Origin of the sequence: Faecousia sp. (assembly GCF_048519415.1) — a bacterium.
GTDB lineage: Bacteria > Bacillota > Clostridia > Oscillospirales > Oscillospiraceae > JAZOXB01.
Genome location: NZ_DBFZUT010000013.1, coordinates 1 through 14,357, shown reverse-complemented (window position 1 = coordinate 14,357; position 14,357 = coordinate 1). Strand labels below are relative to the sequence as shown.

14 protein-coding genes are annotated in these 14,357 nt (G+C 61.6%); 9 read left to right on the top strand and 5 right to left on the bottom strand.

What is annotated here, in order from left to right; genetic code table 11:
• Positions 1 to 14 precede the first annotated feature (14 nt).
• The 4 genes from ACMKFF_RS01780 to ACMKFF_RS01765 all read left to right on the top strand — a co-directional run bounded on the left by ACMKFF_RS01780 (position 15) and on the right by ACMKFF_RS01765 (position 4,621).
• Positions 15 to 587 carry a peptidylprolyl isomerase gene (locus ACMKFF_RS01780; protein WP_419495849.1) on the top strand — a complete coding sequence of 191 codons (573 nt, stop codon included), beginning with the start codon at positions 15 to 17 and terminating at the stop codon, positions 585 to 587.
• Positions 587 to 2,761 (top strand): DNA topoisomerase III, encoded by a 2,175-nt coding sequence (locus ACMKFF_RS01775; RefSeq protein ID WP_419495848.1) that lies wholly within the window; start codon positions 587 to 589, stop codon positions 2,759 to 2,761. The genes ACMKFF_RS01780 and ACMKFF_RS01775 overlap by 1 nt, the downstream gene beginning before the upstream one ends.
• Before the next feature lie 266 nt (positions 2,762 to 3,027).
• On the top strand, positions 3,028 to 4,440 hold the full coding sequence (gene pyk / locus ACMKFF_RS01770; protein WP_419495847.1) for a pyruvate kinase: 1,413 nt from the start codon (positions 3,028 to 3,030) through the stop codon (positions 4,438 to 4,440).
• Between the two features lie 19 nt (positions 4,441 to 4,459).
• The gene (locus ACMKFF_RS01765) at positions 4,460 to 4,621 is read left to right on the top strand and encodes a hypothetical protein (protein WP_419495846.1); all 162 of its coding nucleotides are present in this window, start codon (positions 4,460 to 4,462) and stop codon (positions 4,619 to 4,621) included.
• A 383-nt stretch (positions 4,622 to 5,004) separates the two neighbouring features.
• On the opposite strand, the gene ACMKFF_RS01760 is transcribed toward ACMKFF_RS01765, so the two are convergent.
• From ACMKFF_RS01760 to ACMKFF_RS01740, 5 genes are read right to left on the bottom strand one after another with little or no spacing between them, the layout of a single operon-like run.
• The gene (locus ACMKFF_RS01760) at positions 5,005 to 6,759 is read right to left on the bottom strand and encodes an ABC transporter ATP-binding protein (protein ID WP_419495845.1); all 1,755 of its coding nucleotides are present in this window, start codon (positions 6,757 to 6,759) and stop codon (positions 5,005 to 5,007) included.
• An 11-nt stretch (positions 6,760 to 6,770) separates the two neighbouring features.
• Positions 6,771 to 8,240 (bottom strand): polysaccharide biosynthesis tyrosine autokinase, encoded by a 1,470-nt coding sequence (locus tag ACMKFF_RS01755; RefSeq protein ID WP_419495844.1) that lies wholly within the window; start codon positions 8,238 to 8,240, stop codon positions 6,771 to 6,773.
• Positions 8,212 to 9,693, bottom strand: a complete 1,482-nt coding sequence (locus ACMKFF_RS01750; RefSeq protein ID WP_418487473.1) for a polysaccharide biosynthesis tyrosine autokinase — start codon at positions 9,691 to 9,693, stop codon at positions 8,212 to 8,214. Before ACMKFF_RS01750 ends, ACMKFF_RS01755 begins: the two co-directional genes overlap by 29 nt.
• 10 nt (positions 9,694 to 9,703) lie before the next feature.
• Complete coding sequence (locus tag ACMKFF_RS01745; protein WP_349137014.1) at positions 9,704 to 10,528, bottom strand: hypothetical protein; 825 nt, start codon at positions 10,526 to 10,528, stop codon at positions 9,704 to 9,706.
• 17 nt (positions 10,529 to 10,545) lie between these two features.
• A complete protein-coding gene (locus tag ACMKFF_RS01740) occupies positions 10,546 to 11,295 on the bottom strand; it encodes a tyrosine-protein phosphatase (protein ID WP_418468760.1) in 750 nt (249 codons plus the stop codon).
• Between the two features lie 287 nt (positions 11,296 to 11,582).
• On the opposite strand from ACMKFF_RS01740, the gene infC reads away from it, so the two are divergent.
• The 5 genes from infC to ACMKFF_RS01715 form a co-directional block, all read left to right on the top strand.
• A complete protein-coding gene (gene infC / locus ACMKFF_RS01735) occupies positions 11,583 to 12,140 on the top strand; it encodes a translation initiation factor IF-3 (RefSeq protein WP_349137022.1) in 558 nt (185 codons plus the stop codon).
• 18 nt (positions 12,141 to 12,158) lie between these two features.
• A complete protein-coding gene (gene rpmI / locus ACMKFF_RS01730; protein ID WP_271385244.1) occupies positions 12,159 to 12,356 on the top strand; it encodes a 50S ribosomal protein L35 in 198 nt (65 codons plus the stop codon).
• 21 nt (positions 12,357 to 12,377) lie between these two features.
• Positions 12,378 to 12,731, top strand: coding sequence for a 50S ribosomal protein L20 (gene rplT, locus ACMKFF_RS01725; protein ID WP_367927287.1), 354 nt, complete (start codon positions 12,378 to 12,380; stop codon positions 12,729 to 12,731).
• Positions 12,732 to 13,186: 455 nt separating this feature from the next.
• On the top strand, positions 13,187 to 13,780 hold the full coding sequence (locus tag ACMKFF_RS01720; RefSeq protein WP_418468758.1) for an AAA family ATPase: 594 nt from the start codon (positions 13,187 to 13,189) through the stop codon (positions 13,778 to 13,780).
• 158 nt (positions 13,781 to 13,938) lie between these two features.
• On the top strand, positions 13,939 to 14,357 hold a 419-nt coding region (locus ACMKFF_RS01715), incomplete at its 3' end, for a GNAT family N-acetyltransferase (protein ID WP_419495843.1).

Below are 14,357 nucleotides of genomic sequence, written 5' to 3'. Positions count from 1 at the left end.
AACGTTGGCTTTCTCTGATCCTTGCGGCGGCGCGGGCCGTCTGCGTCTTTGCTGCCTGCAGCAAGGACGACAACACGTCCGGCTCGGCCGGAAAGCACCATGTGGAGATCGAGGTGCAGGATTACGGCACCATCGCCGTGGAGCTGGACGGCGACGCCGCCCCCATCACGGTTGATAACTTCCTGAAGCTGGCAAAAGAGGGCTTCTATGACGGCCTGACCTTCCACCGCATCATCGACGGCTTCATGATCCAGGGCGGCGACCCCGAGGGCACCGGCATGGGCGGCTCGGATGGGACGATCAAGGGCGAATTCTCTGCCAACGGTGTGGAAAATAACCTGTCGCATACGCGCGGCGCGATCTCCATGGCCCGCAACAGCGTCAGCATGGACAGCGCCAGCTCGCAGTTCTTCATCGTGCAGAGTGATTCGACCTATCTGGACGGGCAGTATGCCTGCTTTGGCTATGTGACATCCGGTATGGAAATTGTGGATCAGATCTGCAAGGACGCGCAGCCGGCGGACGGCAACGGCACGATTCCCGCGGCGGAGCAGCCGGTCATCACGGCCGTCCGCGTGATCGACTGATGGGCAGACAGCTCGTTCTGGCGGAGAAGCCCTCCGTCGGCCGGGAGCTGGCGCGCGTGCTCGGCTGCAGGCGCGGCGGCGAGGGCTACCTGGAAGGCGACCGCTATGTTGTCACCTGGGCGCTCGGGCATCTGGTCACGCTGGCCGACCCGGACGTCTATGAGAAAAAGTGGGAGAAGTGGGACATGGCCGACCTGCCGATGCTCCCGCAGCATAGGAAGCTCGTTGTCATCCCGCAGACGGCGCGGCAGTTCCGCGTGGTGCAGGGGCTGATGAAGCGCGGCGACATCACCGGCCTGATCATTGCTACGGATGCCGGGCGCGAGGGTGAGCTCGTTGCGCGCTGGATCATGGCCAAGGCGGGCTGGAACAAGCCTGCAAAGCGGCTTTGGATCTCGTCCCAGACAGACAAGGCCATCCGCGACGGCTTTGCAGATCTGCGCCCGGCGGCGGACTATGAAAATCTGTTCCGCTCCGCGCAGGCGCGCAGCGAGGCCGACTGGCTCGTCGGCCTGAACGTGACGCGCGCCCTGACGTGCAAATACAATGCGCAGCTCTCGGCCGGGCGCGTGCAGACACCGACGCTGGCCCTTATCGCCGCGCGGGAGCAGGAGATCCGCAGCTTTGTGCCGAAGGAATTCTACGGCGTCCGGCTGAAGCTCGCGGGCTTCACGGCCGTCTGGCGCGATGCAAACGGAAACAGCCGTACATTTGACCGCGCGCTGGCCGAGCGGATCGCCGAGGCCTGCCGCACAGGGACCTGCACCATCCGGCAGGTGCGCCGGATGCGCCGCATGACGCCGCCGCCTGCGGCCTATGACCTGACGGAGCTGCAGCGCGATGCAAATAAAAAATACGCCTATTCCGCAAAGGAAACGCTGAATCTCATGCAGGCCCTCTATGAGCAGCACAAGCTGCTGACCTATCCGCGCACGGACTCGCGCTATATCTCCGACGACGTCGTTCCGACGCTGCCAGACCGCCTGCGTGCCGTGATGACAGGGGACTACAAGCCCTTTGCGCAGGAGCTGATGCGCCGCCGCCCGCTTTCGACCAGATATCTGGTGAACAATGCCAAGGTCACGGATCATCACGCCATCATCCCCACGGAGGAGGCCCCGGATCTGTGGCAGCTTTCCGGGCCGGAGCGGAATATTTATGACCTCGTCGTGCGCCGCTTCCTTGCGGTGCTGATGCCGCCGTGTGCCTATGAGGAGGTCGAGCTGACGCTGCGCGCCGGGGACCATGACTTTACGGCCAAGGGCCGCATCGTCTCGGAGCCGGGCTGGCGCAGGGTCTATGACCGCAGCTTCCAGCTGGAGGACGAGGAAGAGGACGAGCCGCAGACACTCCCGGCGCTGGAGCAGGGGCAGAGGCTGTCGATCCTCGGCGCGTCCGTTGCGGTGGGCAAGACGCCGCCTCCGCCGCGCTATACGGAGGCGACGCTGCTGACGGCCATGGAGCATCCGCAGGCGCAGGTCACAGATAAGGCCCTGCAGAAGATCCTGGCGGAGACAAGCGGCCTTGGCACGCCTGCCACGCGCGCGGACATCATCGAAAAGCTGTTCTCTGCATTTTATATCGAGCGGCGCGGTAAGGAGCTCGTCCCGACGTCCAAGGGCATGCAGCTTGTGGAGCTGGCCCCGGAGGACCTCCGCTCGGCTGCGCTTACGGCACAGTGGGAGGACCGCCTTGCCCGGATCGCAAAGGGACAGGAGCGCGACGCAAAATTCGTCGAGGAAATGCGCGCCTATGCGTCGCGTCTCGTTGCGGCCGTCAAGGCAAGCGATGCGAAATACACCCACGACAACCAGACGCGCAAGACCTGCCCGGACTGCGGCAAGTTCCTGCTGCTCGTCAAGGGAAAGCGCGGCGAGATGCTCGTCTGCCCGGACCGCGAGTGCGGCTATCGCAAAAGCGTCACGCAGGTGACGAACGCACGCTGCCCGAACTGCTTCAAGAAAATGGAGCTGCGCGGCGAGGGTGAGAATCAGATGTTCGCCTGCGTCTGCGGCTACCGGGAAAAGCTCTCCGCCTTCCAGGAGCGGCGCAAAAGTGCCGGGGCGGGCAAGCGCGATGTGGCAAAGTATCTGCAGCAGCAGAAGGATGACAAGCCTGTGAACAGCGGCATGGCCGACGCACTGGCCAAGTGGCTTGAGAAAAATCAAAAGTAGGGCATTCTTAACAAAAATCACGGAGCTGCACGGCGAAATTCGTGCGGCTCCGTTCTGCACCGGGAATTGACACCGGCGGGGATGTCTGCTACAATAATTCCCGTGAGAATATGGGACAGCAGGAGCGGTGGAGTCTGTCATAGGGTCGTGGGGCCCTATTCCTGCTGGATCGGCTGTGCCGTGCTTCTGTGCGGCACACGGATCGGACAGGACTGCCGTCCTGTCTTTTTTTATGCCGCGGTATGCGGCGAAAGGGGATTATCGCTATGAGGAAAACAAAGATCGTCTGTACCATCGGCCCGGCCAGCAGTGACCCGGCCGTGTTTGCCGATATGTGCCGCGCGGGCATGAATGTGGCCCGCCTGAATTTTTCGCACGGCACCCATGCCGAGCATCAGGCCAAGATCGACATGATCAAGCAGGTGCGCGAGGAGCTTGGCCTGCCGATCGCCATCATGCTCGATACGAAGGGCCCGGAGTACCGCATCGGCACGTTTGCCGCGGGGCATATCGAGCTGCATGACGGCGATACCTTTACGTTCACAACGCGCCCGGTCGAGGGCGACGAGACGATCGTCAGCGTGAATTATGCCGGTCTGCCGCACGATCTGGCCGTGGGCGACCGCGTGCTCGTGAACAACGGCCTTGTGATCTTCGAGGTGCAGGACCTCTCGGAGACGGACGTGCACTGCCGCGTCGTCGTGGGCGGCGAGCTTTCCAACCGCAAGAGCATGAGCTTCCCGAACAAGGTCCTGCATCAGATCTATCTCAGCGAGCAGGACAAGGACGACCTTCTGTTCGGCATCCGCAACGGCGTGGACTTTATTGCGGCTTCCTTTGTCTCCTGCAAGCAGGACCTTCTGGATCTGCATGCGTTCCTGAATGCCAACGGCGGCGAGGACATCGACATCATCGCCAAGATCGAGAACCGCGCGGGCGTGGACAACATTGAGGAGATCAGCGAGGTCTGTGACGGCATCATGGTCGCACGCGGCGACCTCGGTGTGGAGGTCCCGTTCACGGAGCTGCCTGCCATTCAGAAATACCTCATCACGAAATGCCGCCTGCTCGGCAAGCGCGTCATCACGGCCACGGAAATGCTTGAATCTATGATCCACAATCCGCGCCCGACGCGTGCGGAGATCTCCGATGTGGCCAACGCCGTCTATGACGGCACGAGCGCCGTCATGCTTTCCGGCGAGTCAGCCGCGGGCAAGTATCCGGTGGAGACCGTGCGGACCATGGCGGAGATCGCTGAGGAGACGGAGCGCCACATCGACTACGCCAAGCGCTTCCGCACGAACGAATTTGTCATCCACGACCGCGTGGACGCCATTTCCCACGCAACGTGCGGCATGGCCATCGACATCGGGGCCAAGGTCATCGTTGTGACGTCCATGTCCGGCATGACGGTCCGGATGGTCTCGCGCTTCCGTGCACCGACGGACATCGTCGGCATGGCGACGAACAAGCGCGTGTGGTATAAGCTCTCGCTGTCGTGGGGCGTGCTGCCGGTGCTGAGCGAGCAGTTCAACTCCACGGACGTGCTGTTCTATCATGCACTGCGCGCCGCCCGCGACACGATGCACCTGCAGCCGGGCGACAATGTTGTTATGACCGGCGGCATCACGAACGGTAAGTCCGGCAACACCAATCTTATCAAGATCGAGGCGGTCTGACGGCCGGAAGAGAGCATGGATGATCGAAATTCACGAAATTGATGCGGCACATCAGGCGGATATCCGCCTGCCGAACGAGCCGTTTCCGCATTTTCGTTTATCGTGGTGTTCAAAAAACGTGATGATTGCGAGGAGCGAAGCGACGTGGCAATCTCAGTTAGGGGACCGCAGTTCGCACTGACTGTCGTAAAAAACGCACAAACCGATTGCGTCTGTAGCGGCGGTCAGTGACCGCCTTGTACAGGGTAATTGAACTGTGTAAGGGTGCTGATGTACCACGGCACTTGCCTGAATTGGCATTGCGAGGCCCCGGAGGGGCCGCGGCAATCTCGGAAAGGCGGCTACGATATCGCCGATGGTTTCTCTGTTATCCAAGCGGGTACTGCGAGATTGCCACGTCGGCTGCGCCTCCTCGCAATGACAATTCAGGGAAATGCGGCGGCGCACCTGTGCCCTTTTGCGATTGAATTGTCCTCTGCTGGGCGCTCAGGGAACACCGCTGCATGCTCTAGCTGCCCCAGATGAAAAAATTCGGACGCACCCGCGCGGGTGCGTCCGTTTTCGTCAATTATTCCGGTATAATCTGCGCCACTCGGACTCCGGCAGGAGCTCGAGCGCGGCATTGTGCAGACGGTAAACGCGGCTGCACAGCGACAGCACGCTCGGCCGGTGGGTGCTGAGGATGCAGGTTTTTCCGGGCAGGGCGGCGATGTTCTCGAGCACGCGCTGCTCCGTCTCCAGATCGAGCGCCGACGTCACCTCGTCGAGCAGCAGGATAGGAGCATCGGCCAGAATGGCGCGCGCAATGGCCAGCCGCTGGTTCTGCCCTTCGGACAGCGAGCCGCCGCGTTCGCGCAGCGGGCAGTCCAGCCCGCCGGGCAGGCTGCGGACAAAATCCTCGGCGCAGGCGGCGCGCAGCGCGGCCCACAGGGCCTCCTCCGGGGCGTTCGGCCGCACAAGGCGGAGCGTCTCGGCCACGGTGCCGGAGAAGATCACGTTGTCCTGCGGCACATAGGCAAAGCAGCAGCGCGTGGAGGGGGAGACGTCCAGCGCCTCGCCGCCGCCGGTCAGCACGGCGCTGCCGCCCGTCGGGCGGAGCAGGCCAAGCAGCAGGCGGAACAGCGTCGTCTTGCCGCTGCCGGACGGGCCGACGATGGCGATCATCTCATGCGGCTGCACCTGCAGATCCAGCTGCTTCAGAACGGGCGCGCGGCCCTGATACGCGAACTCCAGCCCCTGCAGCGACAGCGTCAGCGGAACGCCCTCGCGGACGAGCCGCTGCGCACGCTCCGGGTGGTCGAGCCGCTCCCGCGGCAGCTCCAGCACGGACATGATGCGCCGCGCGGAGACGGAGGCCTCGATGGCGGAGGGGACCAGATGGATGAGCGCGCTGAGCGACGAGGAGAGATAGGACGCCAGCTGCAGGAACAGCACCATCGTGCCGAAGTCGATCCGGCCCTGCCACAGGCGGTAAGCACCCCAGCCGAGGCAGAGGTAGCTTACGAGCATGCCGCACGACGAGAGGAACGACGAGGTCAGAATGGAGAAGCGCTGAAACGCGATGCCGGTGTCATAATACCGCTCCTGCACGCGATCGAGCCTCTCGCGGAAGGCATCGACGAGATGGAATGCCTTGATGGCGGGGATGTTCTGCAGCGTCTCCTCCTGAAAGGCCGTCATTTCGCTGCCGACGGCGCGCATATCGCGGTTGAAGCTGCGCATTTTTCCCACAAGCGGCCGCGACAGCAGCAGCGTCACGGGCGCGCTCAGCAGGGCCAGCACTGCCATGGTCGGGTCGTAGACCAGAATGACGGCCAGCGAGGCCAGAAACTGGGTCAGACGCAGGATAAGGGACGGGATCCAGCCAAGCACGCTGCCCGCCACATTCGAGACGTCCGTGTTGATGCGGCTGAGCAGATCGCCGGAGTGGAACTGCTGCAGGGATTCCCAGTCCGTGTTCAGGAACATGCCGAAGACCTCGGCGCGCAGCTCGTTGCCGACACGGAGGTTGATCTTTGCACTGAAACGGCTGACAAGAGCATTGAGCACGATGGTCGAGCCTGCCAGCAGCACGACGGTGACGCCGCAGAACAGCACGCGCCGCCCGCCGCCCTGCAGATAGACGATGGCGTTGATGAGCTCACGCGAGGAGAGACTCGACAGCAGGCTCAGCGCAATGGAGGCGATGCCGAGCAGTACATAGGCCGCAATGGAGCGGCGGTAGCGCTTGCTGTGGTGCAGGACCCAGCGCGTTTCGACCCAGAGGTCGTGCAGCGTCGCGCCCTGCAGGCGGTCGCGGAGCTTTCGAATCAGAGACATGCCCGCCCTCCTCAGCGCCGGTCGCCTGCGTCGGAGCTGTAGTGGCTATAGTGGCTGTAGTGGCTGCTGTAGCCGTACTGATAGCCGTAGCGGTAGCCATAGCGATAGCCATAGCGATAGCCCGAGCGCGTCGTTCCGGCCTGCGTGCAGTTCAGCACGCAGCCATACAGCGGCACGGCGCCGGAGAGCGACTGGACGGAGTTGACGATCTGGACGGAGTTTGCCATATCCTGCCGCACGACGTAAATAGCGCCGTCGGCATATTTGGCCAGCGCTGCAGCGTCGGACAGAACGCCCGCAGGCGGCGTATCGATGAGAATGTAGTCGAGCTTCTGCCGCAGCAGCTCCAGAATCTGGCCCATGCGCGGCGAGCCGAGCAGGCGCTGCGGCTGGGCGACAGTGCCGTCGCCGGAGAGCAGCAGCAGGCCGGAATCCGGAACGGGCAGCAGGCGGAAGTTCTTTGCCTTGCCGCTGAGCACCTCGACAAGGCCGTCGGAGTGCGCGCCGATGCCGAACAGCGGCTTGAGCGACTGCTTGCGCAGGTCGCCGTCGATGAGGATGACGCGCTTGCCCTCGGCGGCCAGCGCCAGTGCGAGGTTCGAGGCAACGGTCGTTTTGCCCTCGCCGGGGACGGTGCTCGTGATGAGAACGACCTTTGCGCCGTGCTTCGAGGTGATACGCTGCAGCTTCAGGCTGAGGTTGCGCATGGCCTCGGAGAAGTCGGAGCCTGTGCCCGCATGCGTCAGCAGAAGCGAGGGAGCCTCGCGGCGGGTGCGCTTTCCGCGGCGCACGGCGGGGATGGAGGAGAGGCAGGACAGACTGATGAGGCGGTGCAGGTCCTCGGCAGAGTGAACGGTGCGGCGCGTCAGGGAGAGCAGCGCCACAAGGACGAGGCCGAGGACCAGCCCGACGACGCCGCGGCGGATGCCGGTCTGCAGAGCCGTGTTGGCGTTGATGGGCGCAGCGGACGGCTCGACCGGCTGGTCAATGACCTGAATCTGCGTGTCGCCCAGAATGGTGGTCGCCGCAGCGGGGTAGACCTCGATGGCGGCCAGCAGCGTGTCATAGACGGCCTGCGGGTCGCTGCCCGTTGCCGTCAGCGTGAACAGGGCGGCATCCGCCACAGAGCTGGCCGACAGGCTGACGGGAGCACGCTGGTCGCCCAGCTCCTGCTGGAGCAGCAGCTGCATGCGATCGCTCTGCAGGACATAGGGGAACGTGGCTGAGAGCTGCGCGGCGGCGTTGCTGTCGAGATAGGTGCTGTGGCTGAGGATATCCGTCGAGGACGAGAAGCCCGCGCTGACGGAGAACACGGCGGAGCTCTGATAGACCGGGGCATAGCTGCGCGCGGCGCGCAGCCAGCTCATGCCGCCGAGCAGCAGACCGAGCACGATCGGGACCCAGAAAAAGTGCTGCAGGGTGCGGCGGAAATTGTGCAGGAAAACGGAAAGGTCAATTCCTTGCGTCGTCTGTTCTTCCATGAGCGGCCTCCTTTCCTTGCTTGCTGCCGTAGCCGTAATAGCCGTATTTTCCGCCGTAGCTGCCATAGCCGTAGCCATAGCCATAGCCGCCGAGACGGCTGCCGAAGTGGAACGACTGATAATTATTGAGCACGCAGCCAAGCAGCGCGGCGTGGGCGGCGTTCAGATCGTCGATGGTGTCGTTTACGACGGCGGCGGGGACGAGGTCCTGCCGGACGACGAGGATCGCGGCATCGGCTGCATCGGCCAGCACCTCGGCATCGGCGAAGAAGCTGAAGGGTGGCGTGTCGATGAGAATGTAGGAATAGCTCTCGCGCAGCGCGTCGAGCAGCGGACGGAATGAATCCGGGCTGAGCGCCTCGCTCTGGCTGCGGCGCAGCGGCGCGGCATAGAGATGGGACAGGCCGGTCGCTTCGTCGCGGACAATGGCCTTTTCCAGCGCCTCGCGGTCCGGGCGGTGCGTGATGAGATAGCCAAGGTCCGTGCCGGGGGCAGGCGAGGCCGAAAAGATCAGCGACTGCGCAGGCTTGCGCAGGTCGGCGTCCAGCAGCAGCACGCGCTGATGCTTCTGCGCCAGTGACAGGGCAAGATTGGCTGCAACGGTGGATTTGCCCTCGTTCTCTGCGCAGCTCGTGATGAGGAAGACCTGCCGGCCATCCTTTTCATGTGCCCGCTCCACCTGCGCGCGGAGCTGATGGACCGTTTCGGTGTAATAGAAGCTGCAGGTCGGGTCCGAGATGAGCAGGGCGGATTTTTTATTTCGCAGCAGCGCGCCGCGCTTGCGCTCGTGGCGCAGGGTGGCGAGCAGCTTCGTGTCGAGCTGATCGCGCGCGCCGGGGACGGTCTGCACCGTCTCCTGCGAGACGGCGAGAAGCAGCAGGACTGCGATCATGGCCAGCGCGCCGATGGGCCCAGCCAGCCTGAGCAGACGGTCGCGCGAGGCCTGCGCGCTGGGCTGCGACGGGAGCGTCGGGCCGTTGATGGGGTTCAGCACGGCCGAGGCGAGGATGAAGTCCGCATAGGCTTCGTAGCAGTCCATCACGGCCAGCGCCCCGCGGAAGGCAAGCTCCGGCGTCGGGGCAGTGACGGTCAGAATGAGGATGTTCGTGTTCTCCGGCACATCGACGCTGCACGTCCCCGGGAAGGCGTTCAGGCCCATTTCGGCGGCAGCGGCGGTGCGGACGGGATTGCTCTGCAGCAGCTCGCCGAACTGGCTCGCCACGGAGTCCGTCACGGCGATGCTGCCGGAGGCTGTGGCGGAGGCGCTGCGGCTCGTCACGGCGAAGGTGACCTGGCTGTCATAGCTCGGCTTGGACACGAGCGTCTGCAGCAGATAGACCGCCATAACGCAGATGAGCCCGGCCAGAACGGTCATCCAGAGATTGCGCAGCACATGGCGCGCAAGGCACAGCGGATTGAAGTTGGACCATTTGGTCGTTTTCTGTTCTTTCATGGCTGCCCCCTTACTCCACGACGACGGTCAGAATGACGGAGCTCTCCAGACCGGCGTCGTTCGTATAGGAGAAGAGCACGTCATAGCTGCCCGGATGCTCGTGGTCGATCTTCCCGGAGATCTCGACCTTCGACGGATCGACGCTCGCTCCGTGCTCCGACTGCAGCACGGAGGCGATCAGGCTGCGGTAATCCTCCGGTGTCTCATCTCCCGTGGCATAGACGAGGTAATCCGAAAGCGTGATGACGGGATGCCGGGCCGTGCGGTTGCGGATCATCACGGTCAGGGAGAGCATGGACGTGTCGCCCGCACTGTTTGTGACCTGCACACGGATGCGGTAGTCGCCCTCGGTGCCGACGGACAGGTTCACGAGCGTCAGGCGCATCTTGTCCGTGAGATCGCCGTCAAGCACATCCTCGGCCTTCAGACGGTCGAGCAGGGTGACGGTGCTGCCGACGCCGTAGACGAGCGGCTGCGACAGGGAGAAGCGCGGCTTGTGATAATCCGTGTAGTAGATCGGCCGCGTGAACGTGCAGAAGTTCGAAGCGCTGTCAAACACGGTGTAGGTCGCCTGCGCGCTGTTCGCGCCCGTGAGCTGCGAGACGCGGCGGACAATGATGCGGTCGGTGAGGTCGCCGTCGCGGTCGTCCGCTGCGGTCAGACCGGCGCAGAGCTCAGCGTCCGTTGCGTTGACGCTGACCTCCAGCGGAACACCGTCCGAGACGATGCGGGGCGCGGTATGATCGGCCGTCAGGCGGTCGTGCAGGAACACGGCGCAGAATGCAATGGCAACGGCCAGAAACAGGGCGATCAGGGTGATCTGTAATTTCCTCATGAAAAGCCTCCTGCGGGTCAGTCGGATTGAAGCGGCGGAATGGGGATCGGTTCATCGCGCAGGATCCTGCGGGGATTGCCGTGCAGGAGCAGCGCGATATAATCGGGGTGGCATATGGGCTCGAGCACCGGCAGAAGCGACCGGAAGCCCGTTGTGCGGAAGCGGTCGTCGTGGGCGTCGCTCGCGATGAGATGCGCCAGACCGTGCGAGAGCAGGTGCAGGGCGGTGTCCTCTGCACGGCTGCCGAGCAGACCGAGCAGGCTGCCCTTGTTCAGCTGCAGCAGCATCCCGCGGGAAAAGCACCATGCGGCAAGGCCGGGGTCGCGCTGCACGGCGTCATAGCGCTCCGGATGGGCCACAACGGGCACAAGGCCGCGCTGCGCGATGGCCTCGAGCGTCCGCAGCAGCACGGAGCCGGGCAGTCCAAAGTCAAATTCTACGAGCAGATACCGTGAGCCGCCGAGCGTGATGAGCTCATGCTGCTCGATGAGCGTGCGGATATTCGAGGGGTCCGCAAACACCTCCGCGCCGGAGTACAGCTGCAGCGGAATGTTTTCCTGCGTCAGCAGCTCGCGCAGGTCGTTCAGCCGCCTGCGGTAGTCCGGGCCGCGGTAATTGCGGCGGAAGCCGGGCAGGTTGCAGTGCGGCGTGACGGCAATGGCCGTGACGCCGCTCTCGGCGGCGTGGCGCGCCATGGAAAGCGAGATCTCCGCGTCGGGAGAGCCGTCGTCCACGCCGGGGAGAATATGACAATGCAGGTCGATCATGGCCCGTCCTTTCCGCGTCGGGGCACAGCAGGCAGACTGTGGGACCGACAGATGATTTCTTAAATAGAATAGCATATTTCTCGGGAGAATTCAACTTTTTCGTTTGGATTCTGCGGAAAAAGCCTGCGATAAAGAAAAAATCATGCTTGACATCACGGAACTTCCGTGCTAAAATAGTTCCGCAAAACGAAGAAGGCCGGCAGCCCCGACCTCACCCCAAGCGAAGGCAAAGGGGTCTGATATCGAGTCTCGCTGCGCTTTGGGCGCGGTGTGTTCGGTTGCGGGTGCTGCGGCATCCGCAATTTTTTGTTTGGAGGTGCTTTACCATCGGCAAATTAGATCATCAGCTCAATGAGGAGATCCGGGATAAGGAGATCCGCCTGATCGCAGCGGACGGCACCATGCTCGGCATCGTCTCCGCACAGGAGGCGCTGGCCCAGGCAGAGGAGCAGGAGCTCGACCTTGTGAAGATCTCGCCCAACGCCGTTCCCCCCGTGTGCAAGATCATGGACTACGGCAAGTTCCGCTTTGACCAGCTCAAGAAGGAAAAGGAAGCCCGGAAGAATCAGCGCGTCGTCGAGATCAAGGAGATCCGCATGTCCCCGGGCATCGACACGAACGACCTGAATGTGAAAATGCGCAACGCGATGAAATTCCTGAAGGAAGGTAACCGCGTGAAGGTCACGGTGCGCTTCCGCGGGCGTGAAATGGCGCATACCGACATCGGCGAGCAGCTTTTGATCCGGTTTGGCGAGGGATGCGCTGAAGTCGCAAACGTGGATAAAAAACCCAAGCTCGACGGCCGGTTCATGACGCTGTTCCTGTCGCCGAAGAATGCAAAATAATCACAAAGGAGAAGAATCATGCCGAAACTCAAAACCCACAGCGGTGCGAAGAAGAGATTCAATCTCACCAAGACCGGTAAGGTCAAGAGAGCGCACGCGTTCAAGAGCCATATCCTCACCAAGAAGGACACCAAGCGCGGCCGTCGCCTGAGAAGCACGACCTACGCGGATGTCACCAATGTCGAGAGCATCAAAAAGATGATCCCGTACAAATAATCGGATAGGAGGATTCAAAAGATGGCAAGAGTAAAAGGCGCGATGATGACGCGCAAGAGAAGAAATAAGACCCTGAAGCTTGCGAAGTCCTACTGGGGCTCCAAGTCCACCCATTTCAAGATGGCCAAGCAGGCCGTCAAGAAGTCCGGCGTTTATGCCTACATCGGCCGTAAGCAGAAGAAGAGAGATTTCCGCCGCCTGTGGATCGCTCGTATCTCCGCCGCTGTCAAGCCCTACGGCATGAACTATTCCCGCTTCATGAACGGCCTGAAGAAGGCCGGCATCGAGATGAACCGCAAGAGCCTCTCCGAGCTCGCGATCACGGATGCCGCTGCGTTCGGCGCTCTCGTCGAGACTGCCAAGAAGGCCCAGTAATCGCTTTTCCAAAATCACTCCGCTCCGGCGGGGTGATTTTTTTCGGAAAAGCCCGGCGGGCTTTTCCGACGTGGAGATCGCAGTCCGCTGCGCGCACGGATCGTCCGCCAAAAGCGGACGCCCCGCACACTGGCGGACTGAGCGGTATTTTTCCGACGTACACGCCGCCGGAAAAAATGATTTCAATTGATTCGCCACCTGCGGGCGGCGAACTCTGCGAGGCTTTTTGATGCACGGAACAGACTGCTAAAAAAATCTGCTCAGCCGAAGGTTTCCCTGACGAAAAATCCCGGAGGGAATTTTTCGTCAAGGTGATTTTTTTGCAATTTTTATTCCTGCATTTTGCATTTTTGCGCATTGTGTGCTATACTATTTCTATCAGACTGTCGAAAACCTGCCAGGACAGAGGGAACTTATTCGGCAGTCTGTATGTAAAAGAACGGGGGGAAACCGTCATGAAGAATATCATTACGATCAGCCGTGAATTCGGCAGCGGCGGCCGCAGCATCGGCAAGCAGGTCGCAGAGAAGCTCGGCTATGCGTTCTATGACCGCGAGCTGGTCGATGAGGTCGCAAAGCGCAGCGGCTTTGCGCCGGAGTACATCGAGGAGCACGGCGAATATGCCAACGCCCGCAACAGCCTGCTGTTCTATCTGGCCACGGCCGAGCGCTACAGCCACGACAACCTCTCCATGCACGATCAGCTCTATATCACGCAGAGCAAGATCATCGAGGAGCTGGCGGAAAAGGGCAAGTGCGTCATCGTCGGCCGCTGCGCGGACTATATCCTGCGCGACCGGAAGGACTGCCTGCATGTGTTCATCTGTTCCGACATGGCCAGCCGCGCCCGCCGCATCGTCGAGCGCTACGGCCAGACGCAGAAGGCACCGGAGAAGCGTCTCGCCGAGAAGGACCAGAAGCGCAAGGTCTATTATAAGAACTACACGGGCCGCGTCTGGGGGCAGGCACAGAATTATGACATCTGCCTCAACAGCGGCGCGCTCGGCGTGGACACCTGTGCCGATATGATCGTGCAGCTCTGCAAATAAGGAACATAACAAAGCGGCCGCCCAGAAATGCGGGTGGTCGTAAGACAGTTTCAGTCCCGGCAGTAATGTCTGCCGGGACTGTTCTTGCACATATTAAAGCCATATGATAGAATTAAATAAAGCAATAAATCGGAATGATAAGGTAGGTAAGGTATAACATGCCAACAATTCAGTTAAAGGCGATGACGCGAGAACTATGTCACGAACTGTACAAGCATTGGACGAATGATGCGTCTATCTATATGGATATGCACCTGTTTCAGCCCTATGTTTATGACGAAGCTGCGGTAAATCGATATTTTGATATGAAGGGGCAGGATGCTTCACGCAGACTGTTTGCAATCATGCTTGGGTATAAGGCGATCGGGGAATTGCAATTGAAGCAGATTGACCATGATAAAAAAGAATGTTCCCTGAGTATCCATATGCAAAACGACGCGGTGAAGGGAAAAGGATATGGAACGCAGGCAGAACGTTTGGCAGTAAAGACCGCCTTTGACGAGTTTGGAATGGCTGCGGTAAACGCAGATACCATCAGGAAAAACACCCGGAGTCAGCATGTGCTGGAAAAGGTAGG